Annotated in this window: 24 protein-coding genes; 11 read left to right on the top strand and 13 right to left on the bottom strand. The window is 43.2% G+C overall.

What is annotated here, in order from left to right; genetic code table 11:
* The first annotated feature begins 15 nt into the window (after window positions 1–15).
* Complete coding sequence (locus BLS23_RS13725) at window positions 16–867, top strand: hypothetical protein (RefSeq protein WP_089653197.1); 852 nt, start codon at window positions 16–18, stop codon at window positions 865–867.
* Between the two features lie 200 nt (window positions 868–1,067).
* Window positions 1,068–1,265: a cold-shock protein gene (locus BLS23_RS13720; RefSeq protein WP_089653196.1), complete on the top strand. Its 198-nt coding sequence runs from the start codon at window positions 1,068–1,070 to the stop codon at window positions 1,263–1,265.
* Between the two features lie 476 nt (window positions 1,266–1,741).
* On the opposite strand, the gene map is transcribed toward BLS23_RS13720, so the two are convergent.
* The gene (map, locus tag BLS23_RS13715; RefSeq protein WP_089653194.1) at window positions 1,742–2,497 is read right to left on the bottom strand and encodes a type I methionyl aminopeptidase; all 756 of its coding nucleotides are present in this window, start codon (window positions 2,495–2,497) and stop codon (window positions 1,742–1,744) included.
* An 87-nt stretch (window positions 2,498–2,584) separates the two neighbouring features.
* Complete coding sequence (locus tag BLS23_RS13710; RefSeq protein WP_089653193.1) at window positions 2,585–3,139, bottom strand: sugar O-acetyltransferase; 555 nt, start codon at window positions 3,137–3,139, stop codon at window positions 2,585–2,587.
* Window positions 3,140–3,227: 88 nt separating this feature from the next.
* Here BLS23_RS13710 and BLS23_RS13705 point away from each other — a divergent pair, with 88 nt between their 5' ends.
* The 3 genes from BLS23_RS13705 to BLS23_RS13690 all read left to right on the top strand — a co-directional run bounded on the left by BLS23_RS13705 (window position 3,228) and on the right by BLS23_RS13690 (window position 6,893).
* Window positions 3,228–3,728, top strand: coding sequence for a GNAT family N-acetyltransferase (locus BLS23_RS13705; RefSeq protein ID WP_089653191.1), 501 nt, complete (start codon window positions 3,228–3,230; stop codon window positions 3,726–3,728).
* 815 nt (window positions 3,729–4,543) lie between these two features.
* Complete coding sequence (locus BLS23_RS13695; RefSeq protein WP_089653187.1) at window positions 4,544–5,266, top strand: ABC transporter ATP-binding protein; 723 nt, start codon at window positions 4,544–4,546, stop codon at window positions 5,264–5,266.
* Window positions 5,259–6,893: a putative ABC transporter permease subunit gene (locus BLS23_RS13690; protein WP_089653185.1), complete on the top strand. Its 1,635-nt coding sequence runs from the start codon at window positions 5,259–5,261 to the stop codon at window positions 6,891–6,893. Before BLS23_RS13695 ends, BLS23_RS13690 begins: the two co-directional genes overlap by 8 nt.
* A gap of 65 nt (window positions 6,894–6,958) precedes the next feature.
* Here BLS23_RS13690 and BLS23_RS13685 read toward each other — a convergent pair whose 3' ends face one another.
* Window positions 6,959–7,165, bottom strand: a complete 207-nt coding sequence (locus tag BLS23_RS13685; protein ID WP_089653183.1) for a zinc ribbon domain-containing protein — start codon at window positions 7,163–7,165, stop codon at window positions 6,959–6,961.
* A gap of 35 nt (window positions 7,166–7,200) precedes the next feature.
* A complete protein-coding gene (locus tag BLS23_RS13680; RefSeq protein ID WP_089653181.1) occupies window positions 7,201–7,620 on the bottom strand; it encodes a universal stress protein in 420 nt (139 codons plus the stop codon).
* 282 nt (window positions 7,621–7,902) lie between these two features.
* Between BLS23_RS13680 and BLS23_RS13675 the strand changes: the two genes are divergently transcribed.
* The gene (locus BLS23_RS13675) at window positions 7,903–9,363 is read left to right on the top strand and encodes a SulP family inorganic anion transporter (protein ID WP_089653179.1); all 1,461 of its coding nucleotides are present in this window, start codon (window positions 7,903–7,905) and stop codon (window positions 9,361–9,363) included.
* Window positions 9,364–9,376: 13 nt separating this feature from the next.
* On the opposite strand, the gene BLS23_RS13670 is transcribed toward BLS23_RS13675, so the two are convergent.
* On the bottom strand, window positions 9,377–9,931 hold the full coding sequence (locus BLS23_RS13670) for a GNAT family N-acetyltransferase (RefSeq protein WP_208599185.1): 555 nt from the start codon (window positions 9,929–9,931) through the stop codon (window positions 9,377–9,379).
* A 1,173-nt stretch (window positions 9,932–11,104) separates the two neighbouring features.
* On the opposite strand from BLS23_RS13670, the gene BLS23_RS13660 reads away from it, so the two are divergent.
* Window positions 11,105–11,977 carry a DMT family transporter gene (locus tag BLS23_RS13660; RefSeq protein ID WP_089653175.1) on the top strand — a complete coding sequence of 291 codons (873 nt, stop codon included), beginning with the start codon at window positions 11,105–11,107 and terminating at the stop codon, window positions 11,975–11,977.
* Window positions 11,978–12,055: 78 nt separating this feature from the next.
* Here BLS23_RS13660 and abc-f read toward each other — a convergent pair whose 3' ends face one another.
* Complete coding sequence (abc-f, locus tag BLS23_RS13655; protein WP_167356089.1) at window positions 12,056–13,636, bottom strand: ribosomal protection-like ABC-F family protein; 1,581 nt, start codon at window positions 13,634–13,636, stop codon at window positions 12,056–12,058.
* Between the two features lie 281 nt (window positions 13,637–13,917).
* On the opposite strand from abc-f, the gene BLS23_RS13650 reads away from it, so the two are divergent.
* Together BLS23_RS13650 and BLS23_RS13645 are read left to right on the top strand one after the other, a co-directional pair.
* A complete protein-coding gene (locus BLS23_RS13650; protein WP_089653171.1) occupies window positions 13,918–14,451 on the top strand; it encodes a dihydrofolate reductase family protein in 534 nt (177 codons plus the stop codon).
* Window positions 14,448–15,071, top strand: a complete 624-nt coding sequence (locus BLS23_RS13645) for a class I SAM-dependent methyltransferase (RefSeq protein ID WP_244157212.1) — start codon at window positions 14,448–14,450, stop codon at window positions 15,069–15,071. The genes BLS23_RS13650 and BLS23_RS13645 overlap by 4 nt, the downstream gene beginning before the upstream one ends.
* Before the next feature lie 15 nt (window positions 15,072–15,086).
* Here BLS23_RS13645 and BLS23_RS13640 read toward each other — a convergent pair whose 3' ends face one another.
* On the bottom strand, window positions 15,087–15,266 hold the full coding sequence (locus BLS23_RS13640; protein WP_089653169.1) for a hypothetical protein: 180 nt from the start codon (window positions 15,264–15,266) through the stop codon (window positions 15,087–15,089).
* A 129-nt stretch (window positions 15,267–15,395) separates the two neighbouring features.
* Between BLS23_RS13640 and BLS23_RS13635 the strand changes: the two genes are divergently transcribed.
* Window positions 15,396–16,373 (top strand): S66 family peptidase, encoded by a 978-nt coding sequence (locus tag BLS23_RS13635; protein WP_089653167.1) that lies wholly within the window; start codon window positions 15,396–15,398, stop codon window positions 16,371–16,373.
* A gap of 32 nt (window positions 16,374–16,405) precedes the next feature.
* Here the strand turns inward: BLS23_RS13635 and BLS23_RS13630 are convergent, their stop codons facing one another.
* Window positions 16,406–17,164, bottom strand: a complete 759-nt coding sequence (locus BLS23_RS13630; RefSeq protein WP_089653164.1) for a (S)-benzoin forming benzil reductase — start codon at window positions 17,162–17,164, stop codon at window positions 16,406–16,408.
* 139 nt (window positions 17,165–17,303) lie between these two features.
* Here BLS23_RS13630 and BLS23_RS13625 point away from each other — a divergent pair, with 139 nt between their 5' ends.
* Window positions 17,304–17,939: a YczE/YyaS/YitT family protein gene (locus tag BLS23_RS13625; RefSeq protein ID WP_089653163.1), complete on the top strand. Its 636-nt coding sequence runs from the start codon at window positions 17,304–17,306 to the stop codon at window positions 17,937–17,939.
* Window positions 17,940–17,959: 20 nt separating this feature from the next.
* Here BLS23_RS13625 and BLS23_RS13620 read toward each other — a convergent pair whose 3' ends face one another.
* The 5 genes from BLS23_RS13620 to BLS23_RS13600 all read right to left on the bottom strand — a co-directional run bounded on the left by BLS23_RS13620 (window position 17,960) and on the right by BLS23_RS13600 (window position 22,679).
* Complete coding sequence (locus BLS23_RS13620; RefSeq protein WP_089653161.1) at window positions 17,960–18,397, bottom strand: hypothetical protein; 438 nt, start codon at window positions 18,395–18,397, stop codon at window positions 17,960–17,962.
* A 288-nt stretch (window positions 18,398–18,685) separates the two neighbouring features.
* Window positions 18,686–19,576 (bottom strand): D-amino-acid transaminase, encoded by an 891-nt coding sequence (gene dat / locus BLS23_RS13615; RefSeq protein WP_089653159.1) that lies wholly within the window; start codon window positions 19,574–19,576, stop codon window positions 18,686–18,688.
* Between the two features lie 105 nt (window positions 19,577–19,681).
* Window positions 19,682–20,422: a UMP kinase gene (gene pyrH / locus BLS23_RS13610; RefSeq protein ID WP_089653156.1), complete on the bottom strand. Its 741-nt coding sequence runs from the start codon at window positions 20,420–20,422 to the stop codon at window positions 19,682–19,684.
* Between the two features lie 129 nt (window positions 20,423–20,551).
* Window positions 20,552–21,088 carry a hypothetical protein gene (locus BLS23_RS13605; RefSeq protein WP_089653154.1) on the bottom strand — a complete coding sequence of 179 codons (537 nt, stop codon included), beginning with the start codon at window positions 21,086–21,088 and terminating at the stop codon, window positions 20,552–20,554.
* A gap of 181 nt (window positions 21,089–21,269) precedes the next feature.
* Window positions 21,270–22,679: a SpoVR family protein gene (locus BLS23_RS13600; RefSeq protein ID WP_089653151.1), complete on the bottom strand. Its 1,410-nt coding sequence runs from the start codon at window positions 22,677–22,679 to the stop codon at window positions 21,270–21,272.
* Window positions 22,680–22,688 lie beyond the last annotated feature (9 nt).

Here is a 22,688-nt window from a genome sequence, read left to right as displayed (position 1 = left end):
TTCGGAGGGATCATCATGGATGATGTCAAATGCAAACAAATGTTGGATCGTTTCCTTACGTTTTATGACCAAGCCTCCCAAACACCGCTGCACAAACGCTATGAGTTATGGACTGATCAATACGCTTTTCCCTACACCCCTCCCGGCTATCAACAAGGGCAGCTAGCAAAAGAAATGATTGAATACGCATGGAATAGATACGAACAAGTCTATGACAAAATTCAATATTTCGATATTGGCCCCTTAGAAGTGAATGGTTATGTAGAATCCATTAAACAAATTCTCCACTGTACGTCGCCCGTAAGAATGACCGTCATGTTTTTTGTTGGAACTTTTGAAACAGATCCATTCATAATGGAAAAGAACCAGCATTATACCCTTTGCTTTCCTGTCGAACTAACATCCAGCCGGACACGATTAATTCAAGAATTGACTCGTGTCGTCCACTGCAGCCAATCAGGACTTGCTCCAAGTCATACACGAACATTAGGGCAGTTGATTTTCCAGGAAGGGATGGCGGCCCACACAACCGAAGAAGTTCTCGAAGAGAGTGGAATGATCGACTTCCCATTGTGCTGGGAGCAGGAAAAATGCAGTCGTGAACCGAACCGTGTGATGATGAACATCCAACCGCACCTCCATCGCACCGATTATGAAGCCCTTTATTCGTTTACAAAAGGCACAGGCGCTTCTGGTTTTGAAAAAGAAGCCAATTACACAGGCTATCTGATTGTCGAACATTTATTAGAACAAGGCCGCCCACTTTATGACCTTGCCCGTATTCAGAATACTGAGGTGGATGCCATTGTAGAGCGGTCCCTATTCTCCTTGATGAATCAAGCTTATCTCACTCAGCCCCAGGAGTGAACATTCCCAGTAGTTGGGAAAACTTTTTCCTCACAGGGCTTTCATTCTTTTGGTCCATCTGTTATACTAAGGTTAATTATTCGTTGTTCGATCAGATTCATGCAAGAGAAGATGTTTCGTAAGATGTCGTCTTGATGGAACTTGAAAAGAGCAAGAATAGTAATACAATGTGGATTTTTTCCACGCAGGAGGTAACGTACATGGTTGAAGGTACAGTAAAATGGTTTAACGCAGAAAAAGGTTTTGGATTTATCGAGGTAGAAGGTCAAGACGACGTCTTCGTACACTTCTCTGCTATTCAAGAAGAAGGTTTCAAGTCTCTTGAAGAAGGACAAGTTGTAAGTTTCGAAATTGAAGAAGGTCAGCGTGGACCACAAGCAGCTAACGTTCAAAAATAAGAACGTATAAAAAACTCCCCTTTCATAGGGGAGTTTTTTTATTACCCAAATCCACCAACCCCATTCGATGCATGTGAGAAACGGACCCCTTTACCACAATGGGGATTCTCCCACCCCCACTTAGAACTAGGCGTAAATCGCTCTATATCAAGCTTTCGCATTCGGATTCACACGGAGGAGAGTATTATATATTTCACTTCGCTTGAGCATACTAGCAGAGTTTCCGAGAAGTGGTTTCGAGACACTCCCATGGTAAAGGGGCGGAGGGGAATGGCGAGTCTCCTGCGGGAAAAAAGTGCATGGTGAGACCCCACAGGACGCACTCCGAGGAGGCTCACCGCGCTCCCGCGGAAAGCGAGCTATTCCCCATAGCCCCCATCCACTCAATAAAAGTCTCGAAACTGAGTCTTCAAGAAGACTGCCATTTTCTTCAACAAAAAAAGGAAGGCTCAGTGGCTGAGCCTTCCTTTTTTTGCTTATTCTTCGTCCTGCTCGGTAAGAATGAACGGACCTTCTTTTGTAATGGCAACGGTGTGCTCATACTGGGCAGAAAGCGAACCGTCAACAGTACGTGCTGTCCAGTTGTTTTCATCCATCTGGCTGCCCCATGCACCAATGTTTATCATCGGTTCAATCGTTATGACCATGCCCTCTTTCAAGCGAGCTCCTTTTCCAGCGGCACCAAAGTGAGGAATATAAGGATCTTCATGAATGGAATCGCCAATACCGTGTCCTGTGAAATCACGGACTACGGAATAGCCTTCCCCTTCTGCATAAGATTGAATGGCATGACCGATATCACCGATGCGGTTCCCAGGAACGGCTTGCTCAATCCCTTTATAAAGCGAAGTTTTCGTGACATCCATTAACTTTTTAGCTTCTTCACTAACCTCTCCTACGGCATGTGTCCAGGCTGAATCAGCCAAGAAGCCATTCAAGTTAACAACCATATCAATAGTAACGATGTCGCCTTCCTCCAGTTTTTCTGTACGTGGGAAACCGTGACAAATTTCATCATTGATGGAAGCACATGTAGTGAATTCATATCCCTGGTAGCCTTTCTGTTCCCCAGTGGCCCCACGTTCAGCTAAGTACTTTTCAACGAAATTTTCAATTTCCATCGTAGTTACGCCTGGCTTAATGAACGTGCGTAATTGTTTATGAACACTCGCAAGAAGCTTTCCTGCTTCATGCATCTTTTCAATTTCTCTTTGACTCTTACGTTTGATCATTTGCTCAATCCTCTCTTTTTCTATTACGTATGCATGTATCCTCTAGTATGATAACGAAAAATTGGAGGAGCGACTACCCTTACGAATTCAATCTACCTTTCGAATTTCCTTTGCAGGGTTTCCAGCTACAAACACATTAGGTGAAACATCCTTCGTAACCACTGCCCCTGCGCCAACCACGACGTTCTCTCCAATGGTCACTCCCGGGTTGATGACAACACTTCCTCCGATCCATACATCATCACCAATAGTAATCGGTCTGCCTGACTCCAATCCACTCGCCCTTGTCTCTCGATCCATTGGATGTGTGGCCGTGTACAATTGGACATTCGGACCGATCAGCACTCTTTTTCCGATACGGATCTCACAGACATCCAGAAATACACAATTGTAATTAGCAAAAAAACCGTCACCTACATGAATATTGTAACCATAATCACAATAAAATGGAGGTTCGAGCCCTATCTCCCCTTCAATCGTACCAAAAAGATCATGAATCAGCTGCTTACGATAATGGTCCTCTGTATCTTTCGTCTGGTTCAATTGATAAGTCAGTTGTTTAGCGCGGGACCGTTCCATCGTCAACTCTTCGTCCCAGGATTTATATAATTCGCCTGCCATCATCTTTTCCTTTTCAGTCATGAGATCACCTCAGTCAATAAGTACGTTCTCTCTTTACTTTACCATAGTTTTTCGCTAGTCTAGGAACAACCAAAGGAGGTCATTTATTATGCAAGTACGCGAATTGAATCAAGCGGATGCTAAAGAATATTATCATTTAAGACTAGAAGCGCTACTAACCAATCCCGATGCATTTATCACTACATATGAACAGGAAAAACAAAGGCCTGATCCAATCAACACGATAGCCCAAAGGCTGGAAAGTGAAACCTCCCGCACGTTCGGGCTTTTTGTTGAGGAGACGCTTGCAGGTGTCGTCACTTTAGTGAAAGAATCCCACCCAAAGTTTTCCCACAAAGCGTCCATCCTAGCCATGTACATAACCAAAGATCATAGACGAAAAGGTGGCGCAGAACTCTTAATTAAAGAGTTGATTCAATTTGCACGTGCTATCGAGCTAGAAGTTCTTCACTTGAGCGTGGTCACAGATAACCATCCGGCCCAAGAGTTGTATAAAAAGCTCGGCTTCCACACGTACGGTACAGAGGAAAAAGCCATCAAATTACCAAATCGCTATTTAGACGAAGATCATATGGTCCTCTTCTTATAACTAATTCTACAATTATAATGTCAATTTCACATAAGTTCCCGTTTGTGGAAGAATCACTTTCGAGACTTTTGTTGAGTGGATGGGGGCTGCGGGGAATGGCTCGCTTTCCGGGGGAGCGCGGTGAGCCTCCTCGGACTCCGTCCTGCTGGGTCTCACCAAGCACTTTTTTCCCGCAGGATCCTCCCCATTCCCCTCCGCCCCTTTACCGTATAAGTGTCTCGAAACCACTTCCGGCATAAGATGTTTTTACTCATAAGGAAAATAGAGCTATATGAATTCCCATAACCGCTATCCAGGATAAAAAAGCTTGCTATAGAGCGATTTATAACTAAAATCAGGAAATGTGAAAGACATTCACCCTCGGGAAAGGGGTTCGTTTCACGTATGCATCGAATGGAGTGGTTGGGAAGCTGCGAGACTCCCGTGGGAGAAGGAGATAGGCGAGATCCCGCAGGACGTAGTCCGAGGAAGCTCGGCGCTCCCGCACAGGAAAGTATTCAAATGCGCAATCGCCCTGGGAGACACGACTGGCATAAGCAGAACAGCAACGGAATGTCCTTTTCATTCCTTTGCTGTTCTGCTTATGACGCGAGTGTCTGGGCGATGGAGCTAGACGAGTTGCTTCCCAGCCACCCCTAACGCTCATCCCAGCAAACGAACCCCGAAAAGTCTCAAATTCAAGTCTTCCACAATCCTGCCATATACTTCAATAACCAGAGGAATATAATAACCAACTGAGCGTTGGAAAATTGAAACATTGTTCCCTTCTCTTTCGTATAGAAAAGAGGAAAGCAATTTAGGTAAAGGGTGAAAATATGATAGAAATTAATCGTATCTCTAAAAGCTTCGCAGGAAAGCACGCGGTCAAAGACCTTGATCTTTCTGTACCAGATGGTAAAATCTTCGGCTTTCTCGGCCCGAATGGGGCTGGAAAATCAACAACCATCAAGATGATGACAGGGATTTTGCCCATTGATGAAGGTTCGATCATTATGAATGGCATCGATGTCGCGAAAGAACCGATGAAGGCAAAACATCAATTTGGGTATGTCCCGGATCGTTCAGACATTTTTCTCAGGTTAAAAGGAATCGAATATTTAAATTTCATTGCTGATGTGTTCGAAGTCCCTAAGGATATCCGGAAAGAAAAGATCGAATACTTAACAAAAAGCTTTGGCATTTATGAGGCTTTGAATGATCATATTCAAACCTACTCCCATGGAATGAGACAAAAAATTGTTGTCAGTGGTGTACTGCTTCATGATCCGGATGTATGGATTCTAGATGAACCGTTAACGGGGCTGGATCCGAAATCTTCCTACACATTAAAGGAGATGATGCGCGACCATGCCAGAAGAGGGAAAATCGTCTTCTTTTCCACTCACGTATTAGAAGTAGTGGAACAGCTGTGTGATGAAGTCGCTATCATTAACAATGGGCATGTGCAATTCAAGGGAAATATGGCTGAGATGAGACAGCAATTTAAAGATGATGATAATCTGGAGCAATTGTTCCTGGAGCTGACGCAAAATGAGTAAAGCGTGGAAATTAATGCGAGTCATGGTCAAAATGCAGTTGTCCATGGCTAACAAAAGCAGTATGGAAAAATTCGGATATATCATGATTGGTTTAATGATGATCCCTTTCGGTCTGCTTATATTGTTTTTCATCCAAGGTATCATTGGTAACATGTATGCCGCCCTTGAACCAATAGGCAACGAAGGAGTCATTCTCGGGTTATTGTTTGTGATGATGACTTTTATTTTCTGTTTCACAAGTATAGGGACTGTACTCAGTTCTTTTTACTTCGCCGAAGATGTGGAGTCCTTTATTTCTTTACCTTTTCAACCGTATCAAATCTTGTTCGGGAAGTCTGCGGTTCCATTTCTATCGTTATACGGTTTGAATACGATCTTGCTGCTCCCTTCTCTCGTATTTTATGGCATACATAGTGGGTCTGGAGTCCTTTATTACCTTTTGGGGTTTATCGTATGGGCTTTGACGCCGATCATTCCTTTCGTTTTAACTGCCATCGTATTAATGTTCATTATGCGATTTGCTAACATATCTAAAAATAAAGATCGTACGAAAGTCCTCGTCGGGCTCCTTGGATTTGTCTTTGCCATCGGAATCAATGTACTGGTAAGGTTGGATTCTGGAACAGGCAACGCAGCCGAAATGTTAACACAGCAAAACGCTCTTCTTGAACTTGTAACGAAGTTCTTCCCGACTGCTTATTTCAGCAGTATCGCACTGACTGATATAGGATCCTGGACTGGCCTTTTTTATTTCCTGCTGTTTGTCGCTTTATCTCTAGGGGCAATCCTGTTATTCCTCACAGTCGGACAGAGGTTCTACTTCAAAGGAGTACTGGGGTTATCTGGAGGAAAGCGCAGCGAATTCGACGAAGAGAAAGTTCAGAAACATGTGAAGCAGCAGTCCATACTAATGAGCTTATGGAAAAAAGAGATACGCATCATCTTTCGAACACCGACTTTCTTCACACAAATTGTCGTACAAAGCCTTTTCTTTCCTGTATTCTTGATTATTATCATGATGCTGGACCCCAACGGACCTCTTACGGGGTGGGGCACGCAGCTCAATGTAATTGAAGGAAAAAAAGTCATCCTCGGGATGTTCGGGCTCACAGTTGTCGCACTAGGAATCAACCCCGCCTCCTTTTCCTCTGTTTCCAGAGATGGGAAGAGCTGGTTCAATCATTTATACTTGCCGATTCCGGCCTCAAAGGTCATCCTTAGCAAGCTGCTTGTGTCCTTCTTCATGAACTTTCTATCCATACTTCTTTTAAGCTTGGCCGCTCTAATCGTCCTTAAAGTACCTTTTATCATATGGTTCCTCTGGTTTGTGATTTCTCTTATTACAGGCTGGATTGCTAGCATTGCAGGGCTCATCATTGACTTGTATACTCCTAAGCTTAATTGGACGGATGAGCGTGAAGTATTTAAAGGAAGATTTATTGGAATCGTCCCTCTCGCACTGGAAGCTGCAGTCTTCGGAGTCGTCATTCTTATTTTGTGGAATAGTGGCTTGGAAGGGATATGGACGGTGAGTAGTGTACTGATCCTTGTGTTGCTGATCATCACTGCCATTACACAATATTTCTTGAATCGTATGGTCCAGCAAAAATACTATAAGATCCTTTGAACATTAAAAAAGCTCTGAGTGAAAAACTCAGAGCTTTTAAATATTCCACCGTAATTCATTTAGGGTTAGCCTCCAAAGAAAAAGTCGAGAATGTTACCTGCTTTGGAAGCATTTTGATTGTAAAACTCTGAGTATCCGCAGTTTTTGCAATATACGACGGTGAATTTGTTGTTTTGTACATCCATCATTTTTGATAGACCTGAACCTGTCATAGATACATCCTTTTTTCCTGCATCTGTACTTCCACATTTAATACAGCCTTGCTCACTCATTGGATATACATCTCCCTTCTAGACTACAATTACCATCATTTCACAATCATAACTGGACATTTCGCTCTCTTCGCCACTTTATGACTTACACTACCTAATACCATTTCCTGCAGTGTATTCAAACCTCTACTTCCAATTACTACAAGGTCAAAGTTATTTTCATTCGCATATTTAACGATCGTTGGACCTGGTTCACCATGTTGTATATTTATTTGATAAGAAGCATTTTTCTCCTGAAGGATTTCTTCGATTGGTTTCAATCTCTGCTGTCGACGCTGTTCAACCATGCCTTGATCACCTTCGGATAGGACATCTGACTTCGACTGCTCACCATCGATCACATAAACGATTGTAATTTCTCCATCCTCTTGTAAGTTGACAAGTTCAGCCGCGCGTTCAGCTGTACGGATTGAGTGTTCGGATCCATCTGCTGCTACTAATATTTTTTGATACATCTGAATTCCCCCAATCGATAATCTTCTATTTTTTCCATTTTACCATTTTCATTCATGATAAAGGTAATAAAACTCCTATTAAATAACACTGAATAAAATTAATTTTGTATAGTTAGGGTCTATGAAGGCGAAAAAAAGAGAAAAAAGGAGTGAAATATTTATTTATGCGCTTACATGGGGTTATGTAATATCCCCTATAGGTGATATAATCTGATCGTTCTTGCCGGATTTTCGTATTGTCACGGACAATACAATACAAAAATAATAGAAAGAGGTGCGAAATTGAACACAGAAACAATTAAACAACAATGGTTTGGAAACGTAAAAAACGATGTGCTTTCAGGCATGGTTGTCGCTATGGCGCTCATCCCTGAAGCGATCGCTTTCTCTATCATCGCTGGAGTCGACCCCATGGTAGGGTTGTACGCTTCCTTCTGTATCGCTTTCGTCATTGCTTTTCTGGGTGGTCGTCCTGGTATGATTTCTGCCGCCACCGGAGCTATGGCTGTCCTTATGGTCACTTTAGTCAAGGACCACGGTTTGGAGTATTTACTTGCTGCTACGATTTTGACGGGTATCTTACAGTTCACTTTGGGTGCATTAAAAATTGGTCAGCTTATGAAGTTTATTCCTAGGTCTGTCATGATTGGATTTGTCAATGCCTTAGCCATTCTTATTTTCTCATCACAACTTGTCCATTTTGAAGGGGCAGGACTAGCTATGTATGCGATGGTGGTAGGTTCATTAGCTATTATTTATATCCTGCCAAGGTTCACTAAATCCGTTCCATCACCATTAGTGGCTATTGTCGTAATGACAATCATCGCCATCACCACAGGAGCTGGATTGAAAACAGTAGGGGATATGGGGGAACTATCCAGTACGTTACCTATTTTCCTACTACCAGATATTCCATTGACGTTTGAAACGCTACAAATTATTTTCCCTATATCACTAGCTCTTGCCTTTGTAGGGTTACTTGAATCATTATTAACTGCCCAGATTGTAGATGATATGACAGATACAGTGAGTGATAAAAATAAAGAAGCCAGAGGACAGGGAATGGCCAATGTGGTTTCCGGTTTCTTCGGTGGAATGGCTGGTTGTGCCATGATCGGTCAATCCGTTATTAACGTCTCCTCTGGTGGTCGTGGACGATTATCGACACTCGTAGCAGGAATATTTATGATGTTGTTGATTATTGTATTCAACGATCTACTTGTTCAAATTCCTATGGCGGTCCTTGTCGGGGTTATGATTATGGTATCGATTGGAACGTTTGATTGGAGCTCATTGACACGCTTCAAAAAGACTCCGGTTACAGACAGTATCGTCATGCTAGTAACCGTTGGTACGGTTGTACAAACTCATGACCTGTCTAAAGGCGTCATTGCTGGTGTCATTTTAAGTGCTATCTTCTTCGTTGCTAAGATTTCAAAAGTAAAAGTTGAGGAAGTATTCGACCAGAATGCAGAAAAAATGGTTTACCATGTCAGTGGTCAAGTCTTCTTTGCTTCCACAGACAGCTTGATTAAGCATTTCGACTATGATGTTCAAGTCCCTCATGTCGTCATTGATTTTACTCATGCCCATGTTTGGGATGACTCAGCTGTTGCTGCGATTGATAAACTTATAACGAAATATGAAGACCGTGATGTAGATGTCGAGATTGTCGGATTGAATAAGGACAGCTCTCAGCTTGTTCAACGTCTTACAGTCAATGACAAACTGAATGCTTCATAAAAAAAGCGCAAGGCTATAGCCTTGCGCTTTTTTCTATCCATTCTTCCCTCAGCATGCTGTAGACACAAGAATCCTGCCATTTCCCTTTGACAAGCAAATCCTTCCGAAGCGTTCCTTCTTTAATCATCCCGACCTTTTCTAGCACCTTGATTGATCCGATATTCTCCGGATTTGATGTAGCCACTATTCGCTGAAGTTCACAATGCTCAAAACAATAGTTGATCATTAATTGAACGGATTCTGTGGCCAGGCCTCTTCCCCAATAATCATGATGAATGATAAACCCGATTTCACCGACACCATCCCAGTCTCTGATGTTCATCTCAATATTACCAACCACTTGGTCCATTTCTTTTTCTACAATTGTAAAAACATAGCGGCTTCTATGTCTTTGTTTACGATCAATAATCACTTGACGGACGAAAAAGAGACTATCTTCCTCTGTGTTCGGCCCCCACGGCTGGTGTTTTACCGTCTCTTCGTTCGATGAATAAGGGTGAAAAGCTGACCAGTCTTCAAGTAAGACTTCCCGAAGATAAATACGGTCATTCTCTTCAATCACTTCCACTCCATCACGTCCTATATCCTTCTAATTGATATCAGTTTCTTAAAAGACATGCTTTTAACTTTTTCATCCAAGGATCAGGGTCTTCTTTCACCATATAAGCGCGTACACCTTTGTGTGTATGCAAATACAGCATTCCATACATATCCGAAGACTTTCGATATGAAACATCATGAATAGCATGAAGAGGAAAAGTTTCCTTTGGTGACACGACCCTCGTTTCAAACAGCTTAAGCGTGTTTTCTTTTTCTATATAAAGCTGCTGATTATTTTCTATGACACGCGTTCTCTCAAAAATAGGATGAGAACATATCAACATCTATCGCCCTTTCCTTCTCCTTGACTACTCCAAGTATATCGCACTTTTCAAGACCATGTATAGACAATCCACTTTACTCCGCTATATAGCAGGATTCTTGAAGACTTGATTTCGAGATGTTTATTGAGTGGATGGGGCTGCGGGGAATGAGTCGCTTTCCGCGGGAGTGCGGTGAGCCTCCTCGAACTGCGTCCTGTGGGGGCTCACCAAGCACATTTTTTCCGCAGGAGTCTCCCCATTCCCCTCCGCCCCTTTACCATATCAGGTTCTCGAAACCAGTTCTCAGAAACTCTGCTTGTATGTTCAAGTGAAGTGGATAATATACAATTCTCTCCGTGTCACTCCGAGTGTAAAAACTTGATATAGAGCGCTTTATGTCTGCTTCTGAGTGGGAGTGGAAAAAGCCACATCTGGGTATAGGGGTTCGATTCTCTCCTAAATCGAATGGGATGGTTGGGAAGCTGCGAGACTCCCGTGGGAGAAGGAGATAGGCGAGATCCCTTAGTGCGGCAGCCCGCCCGAGGAAGCTCGGCGCTCACCCACAGGAAAGTGTTCAAATGCGGAATCGCCCTGGTAGACACGACTGGCATAAGCAGAACAGCAACGGAATGTGTTTTTTCATTCCTTTGCTGTTCTGCTTATGACGCGAGTGTCTGGGCGATGGAGCTGGACGAGCTGCTTCCCAAGCACCCCGACTCCCTATAAGGCAAACGAACCCCGGTTATCTCGAAACCGAGTCTTCCACAATCGGGAGCTTTTGTGGAAGAAGTGCATCTGGCTTTCTTTCGAGGGTTTTTTGTATTAGGATGGTAAAGGTGTTTTTTTTGCACAACCTAAGTACAACTGGAGGAACCATCATGAGCAATCGAAATAAAGGAATCATACTTTTACTTATATCTGCCTTCGGCTTCTCTATGATGGCGGCACTAGTCAAGCTGTCTGGAGACGTTCCGACTGTTCAAAAGACCTTATTCCGCAACCTCGTATCAGCCATTATCGCCTTTGGTTTTGTCATGTACAACAAAGAACGATTATTTGGAAAAAAGGAAAACCAGAAGCTGCTGCTCTCTCGTTCAGCACTTGGTACGATCGGGATGGTGTTGTTTTTCTATGCCATTGATAACCTCGTGCTGTCAGACGCGGATATGCTCAACAAACTCAGTCCTTTTTTGTTAATTATTTTTTCGGCTATCTTTTTGAAAGAGAAAGCACGTTTGTATCAAATCATCGCTATTATCGTCGCTTTTATCGGCACACTGTTCATCATTAAACCGGCGTTTTCCGTCGAGTTCATCCCTTACCTCGCGGGAATTTTTTCAGCTGTTTTTGCGGCGGGCGCTTATACTTTACTGCGTGTTTTAGGAGATAAGGAGAAATTTTACACCATCGTTTTCTACTTCTCGTTTTTCACGACGGTCACCCTGCTCCCTTTCACCATTGCTTTCTATGAACCGATGAGCTTGAAACAATGGGTATACCTACTATCCGCTGGTGCATTTGCGACGTTAGGACAGTTCGGTTTGACGATCGCCTATAAATTCGCACCGGCACGTGAGATCTCGATCTTCTTCTATTCCACTGTCGTCTACTCGGCACTCATCAGTATTATCTTATTTGACCAAGTACCCGATATCTTCAGCATTCTCGGTTACTTCACAATCTTCGGCGCTTCTCTTTACATGTTCTTGAGAAATAACAAAGAGGCAAAGAAAGTTGAGACGTCTCGGTAGCTTGTCGTGAGAAGTGTTTCTTCACGCAGCGAGATCTCTCTTATCATAAAAAAAGCGACCGCAGCCGGTCGCTTTTTTTTAATCCTTTTTCAGTTTCTTTAATTGAGACAAGGTTTGTTGATACTCAGACTCCAACTCGGCAATATCATCGTTCGGCCCTGGCATGCTCAGCCGACTGATAAGTTCCGTCAACCTTGTTTCTAATGCCATCTGATCGTAGGCTTCCTCGTCCGCGACGGGGGGATTCTCCACATATTCTTCCCATTGTTTCCATGTGCCATCAAATGTTTTTAACCTTGAATCTTCAATCATCCATAATTGATCCGCTGTTCTCTCGATGAATGTACGATCATGGGTAACAAAAAGAATCGTCCCTGGAAAATCACAAATCAACCGTTCTAAAGCTTGAATAGCTTCAAGGTCCAGGTGGTTCGTTGGTTCATCCAGCACGAGGAACGTAGACCCGCTGGCAATCAACTTCGCCAAAGACAGCTTCACCCGTTCTCCTCCACTTAATTGTCCTATGATTTTGTTCATATCATCTGCAAAAAACCTGAGGCGTGCAAGGATGATACGGATTGTAGTTTCAGATAGTGAACTCCCTTCACTTGCATAGTCGTACACTTTCTTTTCTAAAGGCAGGTCTTCCAGGGTCTGATGAAAATATCCCACCTTTACTCCAGAAGAAAGCCAGTCGGTGTTTTTTAAAAGGTATCGAATAAAGGTGGATTTCCCTGTGCCATTTCCACCGATGAAGGCTGTCTTCGATCCATTTCTCAATGACAACTCAGGACTGGAAAAAAGAAACCTTGAGCCCACTTGTACCTCAGTCTCCCCCGCCTTCCCCAACACTTTTTTACTTGAAGGATTCAATTGGTTGAACTCCATTTTCACTTGATCCCATTCCATCGGTTTATCTGCTTTCTCAAGACGGTCCAACCTGTGTTCTAGTGTTTTACTGACGCGTTCCACCTTCTTTTGATGGGCAGCCGCTTTGTTTTTACCCAGCTGCCACTCGGAATTCCCCATTCTCTTTGGAGGTTTTCGCATTCCTTTTGATTGGGACTGCTTCTGGCGGATTCGTTCTTCGATTCTGTTTTTTTCTTTCACATACTGTTCGTGCTTTTCGTACTTCTGTTTTTGTTCCAGGTCCTTTTGCGCTTCATAAAAATCATAATCACCATGGTATTCCGTTATCTTTCCTTGCTCGAGTTCCCATATTTTATTGCAGCAGCGATTGAGTAACTTCCGATCATGAGAAACAACGACATAAGCGCCTTCATGATGGCGCAAATTTTCTTCTAAGTCTTCGATGTGCTCCCAATCCAAGTTGTTGGTTGGTTCATCAAGAAAAAGCAATGGGTGGCCCTTTTCAAGCACTTGCTCCAGACGGGCGAGCGTTTTTTCTCCACCACTCATTGTGGAAGTTTTCCATTCTTCTTCATTCATCTGTTGCAGCCATCCATAAGAAGTGTGCCATTCCACTTGCGGCACTATGTCGAGTTTCCCTAACAAGTATTGCAACAAGAGACTTTTCCCTTCTCCGTTTCTGCCTACTAAACCGATCCGGTCCCCTTCATGAATCCTCAGTTCTTTAATATCAAGAATGTTCCGGCTCCCGATTTGATACTGTATATTAATTGCTCGCATGTTCAACATAAATAAACCTCCCTGAATCGTTCCAGAGAGGTTTGAGCCTGCCATCGCTTTCAGGTACACCACGACATATATGTAGGGTGATGTTAAAGCAATAGAATCCTTTTTAAAAAAGGACAGACCAATCCTGTATCTGGAACGAGTGTTGTTTCTTATTCTCATACTCGTTTAGCAACAGGATTAGTACTTCATTGCTTTAAACGTCAGTCCCTTCTTTTTTGGTTACGTTTATTATATGATGAAGTGGCTTGGAATTACAAGACAAAAAGAACGGAGGTATTCATATGGGTAAAGTCATTTTATTCATTGCTCAAAGTACCGATGGTTATATCGCAAGAGAGGATGGCAGCATTGACTGGCTGCGGGATGATCCAGAAGAAGACTATGGGTATGAAGAATTTTTCCATACCATCGATACCGTCTTTTTGGGGAGAAAAACATATGATCACATCTTTGAATTAGCTGAAGAATTCCCCTACAAAATGAAGGATGTGTATGTGGTCAGTAACTCACGCGAAGGCCATGACGAATACGCAACATACCTCCAGCCTGAACAGACCCTGCCTCTCGTGAACATGCTGAAGAATGAACAGAATAAAACCATATGGGTCGTCGGAGGAGCAAACCTGATTCATTATTTCATCTCCGCTGGATTGATTGATGAATACCAGATTTTCATTCAACCAACATTGATCGGTAAAGGCATTCCACTTTTTCAAAAAAATGACCACGAAGAAGAGCTGCAGCTTACAGAAACAAATGCCTACCCTGACGGCATGCTGGCGATTACTTACCAAAGAAAGGAGCAGAGCCATTGATTCCACAAGATTTAAAAAAGAACCTCTCTGACGCGTATGACCGGCAATCGAAACAGCGCAATCAAACCCAGACACAAGATTGGAAAACTCATGAGCGGGAAGCTTTCCTGCAAAGATTGAGGGATGAGCAAAAACATACCATGCTCGAAATCGGATCCGGGCCTGGGAAAGACAGTCTTTTCTTTTCACAAAAAGGAGTCGACGTTCACGCAACAGATTTATCTGAAGAAATGGTGCAGCGCTGTCGTGAAAAAGGATTGAAAGCAGACGTTATGAGCTTTGATGACTTACAGTTTCCAGCAGGATCTTTTGATGCCGTTTGGGCGTTGAATTGTCTGCTTCATGTTCCCAAAAAGAATCTTCCCGAGATTCTAACAGGTCTTCGTAGAGTTCTAAAAAAAGATGGGCTCTTTTATTTAGGTGTTTATGGCGGCATCAACCACGAAGGCATTTGGCAAGGAGACTTTCATGAGCCTAAACGCTTTTTTTCTTTTTATGATGACGATATTCTTAAATCCATTCTAACAAGGGAGTTCAAGCTCGAAGCGTTTCATAAAATCCCAATGGATGAAGATGGAGATGGACCCACTCATTTTCAGGGAGTCATTTTAAGAAAGTGAATGAGGAGTCACGATTCACTCTCCTCCCCCGTCTCCACCACCATCCGAATGATCGAACTGATGAAATCCAGGCTGCCACGTCGCATCATCTTTTTTAGAGGAAAGGCTGCGACTGCTCGTTGATTGCCCTACAAACCTGAAGATAAGGGCTAAAAACACAAGGACAAGGATGAGTCCAAAAATCGTTGGGAACATATCATTCCTCCTTTCTCATACATACGAGTGAATTCGAAAATAGTTTCGGAATACTCTTAAAATGATAGACGAAAACACACATATTTGGTATAGTGTTGTAATTTACCAATGGAAGAAGGAGGAAAGCCAATGATACCTGAGAAATTGAAAAAGGGAGATGAAATTCGAGTGATCTCTCCCGCTAAAAGTTTAGCGATCGTAGCACCTGAACAACAGGATCTTGCCATAGAGCGATTAAATCAGGCGGGATTCAACGTAAGCTTCAGTACATATGCGGCAGAAAGCAGCCATTTCATCTCGAATCCGGTCGATCACAGAGTGGCCGATATTCACGAAGCTTTTTCTGATCCGAATGTCAAAGCCATCTTAACTACTCTTGGTGGATATGACAGCAACCAGTTGTTGAGCCATCTCGATTTCGATCTCATTCAAAAGAATCCAAAGATTTTCTGTGGCTATTCGGACATTACGGCTCTCTCCAACACGATATATAAAAGGACGAGGCTGGTCACATACAGCGGTCCCCACTTTTCCTCTTTTGGTATGGAGAAAGGCTTCCACTATACGTTCGATCATTTTATGAAAGTATTCACTGAAACAGAACCGCAAAACATATACCCAGCGTTTGACTGGAGTGACGATCGCTGGTATTTGAATCAACAGGAGCGACAATTCCATACCAATCCCGGCTATGAAGTACTGCAGGAAGGAGTGGCTGAAGGAACCTCCATAGGTGGGAACCTATGTACATTGAACTTGCTTCATGGAACGCCGTATATGCCTTCCCTTGATGGTACAATCCTGTTCCTTGAAGATGACCTGTTATCAGACCCCTTTACCTTCGACCGTGATTTACAATCATTGATCCACCAACCTGGCTTCGAGGGAGTGCGGGGAATGATCATCGGCCGCTTCCAAAAAGAATCCAACATGGATGATGATACGCTTATACAGATTCTCAAGTCTAAAAAAGAACTCGGACATATCCCGATCATTTACAATGCAAGCTTCGGTCATACCACTCCGATCTTTACTTTTCCTATCGGAGGCCAAGTAAGAATTGAAGCCCACAAACAAGCTTCAGCAATCGAACTTCTGGAATATTAAAAGGAGCCCCGTTCATCTCGGGGCTCCTTCCATCATTTGCCTACTAGATCATAAAGCTTATACACCTGGCCATTTTCGATTTTATCCGGTTTTTCTAAAAGGTTCATTAATACACTCGCCACCTCATCAGGCGAGCGTAATTCCCCTTCTTCTTTCAATTTGCGGAATTTCTCCACATCTGCAAAAGCGTCTTCTGAAGAGGAACGGATTTCGCCTTGCATGTCTGTATCAATGACACCAGGACTATAGGCAAGAATAGTATGATCCTTCCCTTCCTGCTCGAGAGCCAGAGTTTGTGTAAAACGATTGATGGCTGCTTTGGAGCTACTATATGTACTCCAGCCATGAATCGTCTTCTCTGCTGCACCAGAGGTAATGTTTATGATCCCAAGAGAAATGTCTCTTTCATTCGCTTCTTTCACAAAACGATTAACGGTAAGAATGGGCGCCGTTACATTCACTTGCATATGTTTTTGAACGGCATCTGCTTCCAATTCACCCACCGTTTCAATGGGTTCGATGACTCCTGCATTATTGACGAGATAAACATAATGCGTGTCCTTGTTGAAAACTAGATCGACCATTTGATTGAGCCCTCGATTTAAATCGTCCATGTCACTTAGATCACAGCTGACATGATGAAAACCCACCCCTTTTTCCTCTGCCAATGCTTTCAACTCTTCATTCTCTGAACGCGAAACGGCCACCACATTCACATTCTTTAAAATGTATTGACGTGCAATCGCTTCTCCTAAACCACGAGAAGCCCCTGTTACAACGGCGTATTGCATACGTATCATCCTTTCTTTCATTCTCTTTCTTGTTTTCCCATCTGAACAATCGGCAAACGCTCCGTTCAGAAACTTTACATCGCAGAATCCAGACGATATGATAAACGGAGCACAAGTGGACACATAAAGGAGTCTACCTATGAAATATTTGTTTCTATTTATCATCTATGTTGCAGGACTTGTCGTTTCAAGTCTTGGTCTTGCGCTGATCATAAAATCCGGTTTAGGAGTCGGTCCGGGAGACAGCATTGCTGTCGGTCTCTCCATGCATTTCCCTGTAACTGTCGGAAGCGTCATGATCGTCGCTTTTGTTATCTTATTACTTGTTAATGCCAAGTTGGAGCATAAACGCCCTCAATTCGAATCATTGATCCCGATTATCATCCGCGGAAGAACACTGGATATCTTTCTATACGGAATGCTTGAGAATATGGAGTATGAAGCATGGTGGGCTCAATGGGGCATTTTCTCACTCGGCCTCTTAGCCACAGCTATAGGAATCTCTGTTTATTTACGAACGCCATTCCCCCGCATTCCTCTGGATCACTTCATGATGATTATGAATGAAAAAACGAACCAATCGAAAAGTAGGGTGCGCATTTTCTCCGAATCTGGAATGGCTCTCATTGGTTTTTTGCTCGGAGCCCCGGTCGGTTTCGGGACATTGATTGTCGCCTTGCTATTAGGACCGCTCATTCAATGGTCTTTCCAGTGGGCCAGGCCGATTGCTGCCCTATGGACACAACCAAAGAAGAAAATGACACAGAAAGCGTGATGGAAGCATCACGCTTTTTTTCATTCCTCAAAGGAGAGCTTCGTCACACCTGTCTCTTCAAGCTTTCGACCGATTTCTTCCTCAATGGTCAGTCGCTTTTCCATTTGATCTTCTGTCAGTTTCCCTTCTAGGGGGCCGTAGATTTCCGTCATCTCTTTTTCAGCGAGTTTCTCGACCAACTTGTCCCAGAAGCTGAACTCATCGTATTCTTCCACGTGCGTATCTAATAGTTTCGATTCATAATCCACATCAAGGTCATGGACACCTATTTGTTCCTGATAGGAAACCTTGTCCTCAAGATTCCCTTCCTTATATTTCGACAAGACGAGTTCTCTTACATCTTCGAACTGTTCATCCAGCTCCAACTTTGTCGAATTGACCATCCATGTCCCTAAAAACACCATTTCAACCAGTGTTTCATATTGTTCTTTTGTCATTTCAAGTTTTACATTTCCCATAAAAGACCGCTCCTTTCCTCTTTTCCTTAGCATTATAGCATATCCAAAAGCCTCTATTTATTATCCCGCTTGCTCCCTTTTCTCACCGTTTACTCTCATGATGTCCCACACACCGTGGCGTACCAGGTACACGGTTTTCCTTTTCTGTACCTGGTACGCCATGGGCAGGGTAGTACGCACTTCTGTACCTGGTACAACCTGCAGGTTTATGGGTGCCAGCTATGATGCTCATTTATTCACAAAGGAAATAACGAAAAAGCCCGGCAGCCTAAAGCTACCGGGCTTCTATTATTCAGCTGCCGCCTGGCTTGTAAAGATTGAATCCTCCTGATTTATATGAGCATCTGCCTCATAACACTTTTGCAGCTTCCGCGTAACCGCGCCAGGCTGACCATCACCAATGGTTTGCCCGTCAACTTTCAATATCGGCATAATTTCTGAGGTACTGCTGGATAAAAACAGTTCATCCGCATAAGCAAGGTCCTCTACTTGGAAGGCTTCTTCAATAAAATCAATATTCTCCCTCTTACAAAAAGCCTCCACCCTCATTCTTACACATCCATGTAAAATGTTCTTCTTAGCCGGATGGGTGTACACTTTCCCCTGGCGCACAAAATAAACGTTGGAAGAGCTGCATTCTGTCACTTCTCCATTTTTATGGAGAATCGCCTCATAGCAGCCTTGTTCTTTGGCCGTCTGTTTAGCGAGGACATTCGGAAGCAAATTTAAACTCTTAATGTAACACCAGTCCCAGCGGACATCTTCCTGAGTAATGGCACTGACGCCCTCGCGTAAGAATGATTCTGGACGAGGGAGATCTTTCACATAGGCATATAAGTTGGCTTGTGTTTGATCAGGAAAGGCGTGATCCCTAGGCGCAGAGCCTCTGGTAATTTGCAAGTATACTTTGGCATCCCCTTTGATCCCGTTTTTCTTGAGCAGTTCATACAGCCTTTCATACATTTCTTCCTTTTTATAAGGGACATCGATTTTAACAGCTGCCGCTGACCGGTACAGCCGATCAATGTGTTCATCGATTAAGTAATAGCTTCCGTTATACACACGGATGACTTCATAAATCCCGTCACCGAATTGAAGCCCCCGTTCCTCAAATGGGTACTTCAATGTATCCTGTTTTACAAAATCATTCTCTGTCAATATATGGTCATGAATCGTCATTACTTTGCCTCCTCAAGTCATCTCTAGGTTTAACGAATAGTTTATCAGAAAAAAGGCCGGGGTTGGACCCTCAGTTGAAAAACTTTTTAAATGGTACCGTTCGACCTATTCCAATGTTTGAAGCTTGGAAGGTCGATGTGAAATGAGAGTACCCTCATCTGTACCCATACAAACCCTCTTCATCAGCCCTGGATGATCAAAATTGAAGATGTGGACAGGCAGCTTAAAGTCTCGTGCAAGAATGAGAGCGGACTGATCCATGATCTGGATGTTATGGAGAAGTATATCATCATAATTTAACGTGCCATACATTTGGGCTCCTTTATGTTTGACAGGATCCGATGTGTACACACCATCCACCCCTTGTTTCGCAACAAGGATCGCTTCACAATCCAATTCAATCGCCCTTTGTACCGCAGGATAATCGGTCGTCACAAACGGCTGCCCGTTCCCTCCCGCCAAAATGACGACCATTCCTTTACTCAGGTGATGCAAAGCCTTCAAACGAATATACGGCTCAGCTACACTTGCCACTGGTATGGAAGTCATGACCCGAATTTCTTTTTTTGATTTTTTCTTCAACACACCCCTTAGCATCAGACTATTAATAATCGTGCCGATTGTACCTATATTGTCAGCCTCTACCCGTTCAATCCCCCAGTCTTCAGCGGTTCTACCTCTGAAGATATTGCCACCTCCGACGACGACCGCAACCTCCATTCCACTTTCTAGAAGCGAGAGAATTTCGTTTGCGATATGGTCCAGTCGTTGATTGTCGAAGCTGTCCTTGCTGTCCCCTTTCAAGGCACCACCACTAATTTTTAGTAAGACACGAGAATATCTCATTAGGAGTCCCCTTTTCATTGACCATTGTTTATTCGAAAAAAAGAGCCTAGACCTGTGTCTAAGCTCAGCATAAAAAGAACCTTTCCACTAACATTCTTCAATGCTATCTTATGCGCTGGCAAGCTTTAATCATTCCACTTCTACAGTGGTTTCCAACCAGGGATGTTCGTAGGGGACCCCTCCCTTACCATCATCCATCATAGGATAAAAAGCCAAATCAAGCTCGTCCAGCTCCTTGTCATAGCGGAAGTCATCAAATTGGATATACCGGAACGTGGTGAACGTGCCTTCCTTGGTGCCAATCGTGTGTCCATTATACGTGGTGCCGTTGGAATCGACAGCTTTTACTAAAAATTCTATATGACCTTTCTCTCTCAACCAATCCTTTTCCTTATTTTTCATCACCGCATTTCTGTCTCCATACCACATTCCAAGATATAGTCCTTTTGCATCGTTCCTGCTGTAAAGCTTGGTCAAATGGACTTTCGTATCCCCAATTTCCTGAGAAGAAACCGTAATAGGTTCGGGGTGTTGTCGGGGGGCTTCCACCATCGGATAGGTCTGGTTGTTTTTCAGTGCGTTGACCTCTTTGTTGTCTACATAAAAAAAGACAGCGGCAATCAATACAGCAATCAAACCGAATATAGCCACGCGCACTTTTTTCATCCATTTCACCTCTTTTTATAGGAAGGTAAATCTTACCGTCATTATATCAAATTCCTTTTCTCGACGTTGTCAAATGAAGGGAGAGGTTTTGTCGATTTCTTACCGATTAAGTCTATTAAGTCTCTGACATGCTCAAACGCACAAAAAAACTGCTCTTTCTTTTAAAAGAGCAGTTTACGTTCTATAGATATTTCTTCTGTACTTTTTTACCACCGTAGCTGAAAACAACATCCCGTCCCTCAACTTTCGTTTCTATGTGGACATTTCGCCCCCACAGCTGATAAACATAAGGCAGTGTTTTTTCCAAATACCCGACATCGAGTTCAACTTCTTCATAATGGTGTTTTAAGTAAAGTTCCCCACCCTTCACATAATCACCATCCTGGACAGTGATATATGGGAATCCTCCATTCACCCTCATGGTGACAAGCTGATCGCGGACCGCTTCATGATCTTTATCTGTTATTTTATATTTTTGCCCTTGTTTTTGGAAAAGGTATAAATCCTCTCTCCGAACTAGTTCTTTCGTTAAATAATTGCGGATGAAGCTTTGATCCGATTCTATTTCCCGAACCTCGAACATTTTTTCTCTTCCTGAACCGGGTTCGATCCCGTGTTTGATCATTTCCTCCGTCGGATTGTCATACCGATCTTCAATATCCTCAAAAACCTTCAAACCTAGATAATACGGGTTCAGCTGGGTCTTACTAGGCTGCACAACGCTCGCATTAAGTTTAGCGAATTCAACAGACTCATCACTCGTTAAGTCCATTTCCCTTAAGATTCGCGCATGCCAGTAAGAAGCCCATCCTTCGTTCATGATCTTCGTTTCCAACTGTGGCCAGAAATACAACATTTCCTCCCGCATCATCGTCAAGATATCCCGCTGCCAGTCCTCAAGTTCACGGCTGTACTGTTCAATAAAAAGCAGCAAATCCTTCTCAGGCCTTGGTGGAAATTTCTTTTTCTTTCTAAACCTTGGCTGCTCCTCTGATGAAGACTCGTCGATCTTCCAAATATCATCATATTCTGTTTGAAGCGGTTTCTCTTCACTTTCTTCTTCGTCCATGGACCAGGCGAGTTTTGGCCGGACGAGAGATGGATCAATATGTTCCTGAATGGCAAGGACAGCATCAAGGAATGATTCGACCTCATGTTTGCCATATATTTTATCGTAAGTAGCGATTCGTTCCGCAGTCGCCGCCATACTCTCAACCATATCCCTTTTCGTATTCTGGAACCGGGCATTATTTTTAAAGAAATCACAGTGAGCCAGGACGTGGGCAACAATCAGCTTATTTTGGATTAAACTGTTTGAATTCAGCAAAAAGGCATAACAAGGATTCGAGTTGATGACAAGTTCATAAATCTTGCTTAATCCGAGATCATATTGTAGCTTCATCTTGTAGTATTGCTTTCCAAAGCTCCAGTGGGAAAAGCGTGTCGGCATCCCGTACGCTCCGAATGTATAAATAATATCATCAGGACAGACTTCGTAACGCATTGGGTAGAAATCAAGCCCGAAACCTTTAGCGATTTCTGTTATTTCTCTGATCGCATATTCGAGCTTCTTTTGGTCATCTGGTCTCAAAGATGCCCC

Source organism: Halobacillus aidingensis (assembly GCF_900104185.1).
Lineage (GTDB): Bacteria > Bacillota > Bacilli > Bacillales > Halobacillaceae > Halobacillus > Halobacillus aidingensis.
Note: the sequence above shows the minus strand (reverse complement) of the source record. Positions and strands in the feature narration are given on the sequence as shown.

Excerpts from the sequence above, each read along its gene's own strand:
- BLS23_RS13725 (WP_089653197.1), top strand. The coding sequence starts at position 16 with ATGGATGATGTCAAATGCAAACAAATGTTGGATCGTTTCCTTACGTTT.
- BLS23_RS13720 (WP_089653196.1), top strand. The coding sequence starts at position 1,068 with ATGGTTGAAGGTACAGTAAAATGGTTTAACGCAGAAAAAGGTTTTGGA.
- map (WP_089653194.1), bottom strand. The coding sequence starts at position 2,497 with ATGATCAAACGTAAGAGTCAAAGAGAAATTGAAAAGATGCATGAAGCA.
- BLS23_RS13710 (WP_089653193.1), bottom strand. The coding sequence starts at position 3,139 with ATGACTGAAAAGGAAAAGATGATGGCAGGCGAATTATATAAATCCTGG.
- BLS23_RS13705 (WP_089653191.1), top strand. The coding sequence starts at position 3,228 with ATGCAAGTACGCGAATTGAATCAAGCGGATGCTAAAGAATATTATCAT.
- BLS23_RS13695 (WP_089653187.1), top strand. The coding sequence starts at position 4,544 with ATGATAGAAATTAATCGTATCTCTAAAAGCTTCGCAGGAAAGCACGCG.
- BLS23_RS13690 (WP_089653185.1), top strand. The coding sequence starts at position 5,259 with ATGAGTAAAGCGTGGAAATTAATGCGAGTCATGGTCAAAATGCAGTTG.
- BLS23_RS13685 (WP_089653183.1), bottom strand. The coding sequence starts at position 7,165 with ATGAGTGAGCAAGGCTGTATTAAATGTGGAAGTACAGATGCAGGAAAA.
- BLS23_RS13680 (WP_089653181.1), bottom strand. The coding sequence starts at position 7,620 with ATGTATCAAAAAATATTAGTAGCAGCAGATGGATCCGAACACTCAATC.
- BLS23_RS13660 (WP_089653175.1), top strand. The coding sequence starts at position 11,105 with ATGAGCAATCGAAATAAAGGAATCATACTTTTACTTATATCTGCCTTC.
- abc-f (WP_167356089.1), bottom strand. The coding sequence starts at position 13,636 with ATGTTGAACATGCGAGCAATTAATATACAGTATCAAATCGGGAGCCGG.
- BLS23_RS13650 (WP_089653171.1), top strand. The coding sequence starts at position 13,918 with ATGGGTAAAGTCATTTTATTCATTGCTCAAAGTACCGATGGTTATATC.
- BLS23_RS13640 (WP_089653169.1), bottom strand. The coding sequence starts at position 15,266 with ATGTTCCCAACGATTTTTGGACTCATCCTTGTCCTTGTGTTTTTAGCC.
- BLS23_RS13635 (WP_089653167.1), top strand. The coding sequence starts at position 15,396 with ATGATACCTGAGAAATTGAAAAAGGGAGATGAAATTCGAGTGATCTCT.
- BLS23_RS13630 (WP_089653164.1), bottom strand. The coding sequence starts at position 17,164 with ATGCAATACGCCGTTGTAACAGGGGCTTCTCGTGGTTTAGGAGAAGCG.
- BLS23_RS13625 (WP_089653163.1), top strand. The coding sequence starts at position 17,304 with ATGAAATATTTGTTTCTATTTATCATCTATGTTGCAGGACTTGTCGTT.
- BLS23_RS13620 (WP_089653161.1), bottom strand. The coding sequence starts at position 18,397 with ATGGGAAATGTAAAACTTGAAATGACAAAAGAACAATATGAAACACTG.
- dat (WP_089653159.1), bottom strand. The coding sequence starts at position 19,576 with ATGACGATTCATGACCATATATTGACAGAGAATGATTTTGTAAAACAG.
- pyrH (WP_089653156.1), bottom strand. The coding sequence starts at position 20,422 with ATGAGATATTCTCGTGTCTTACTAAAAATTAGTGGTGGTGCCTTGAAA.
- BLS23_RS13605 (WP_089653154.1), bottom strand. The coding sequence starts at position 21,088 with ATGAAAAAAGTGCGCGTGGCTATATTCGGTTTGATTGCTGTATTGATT.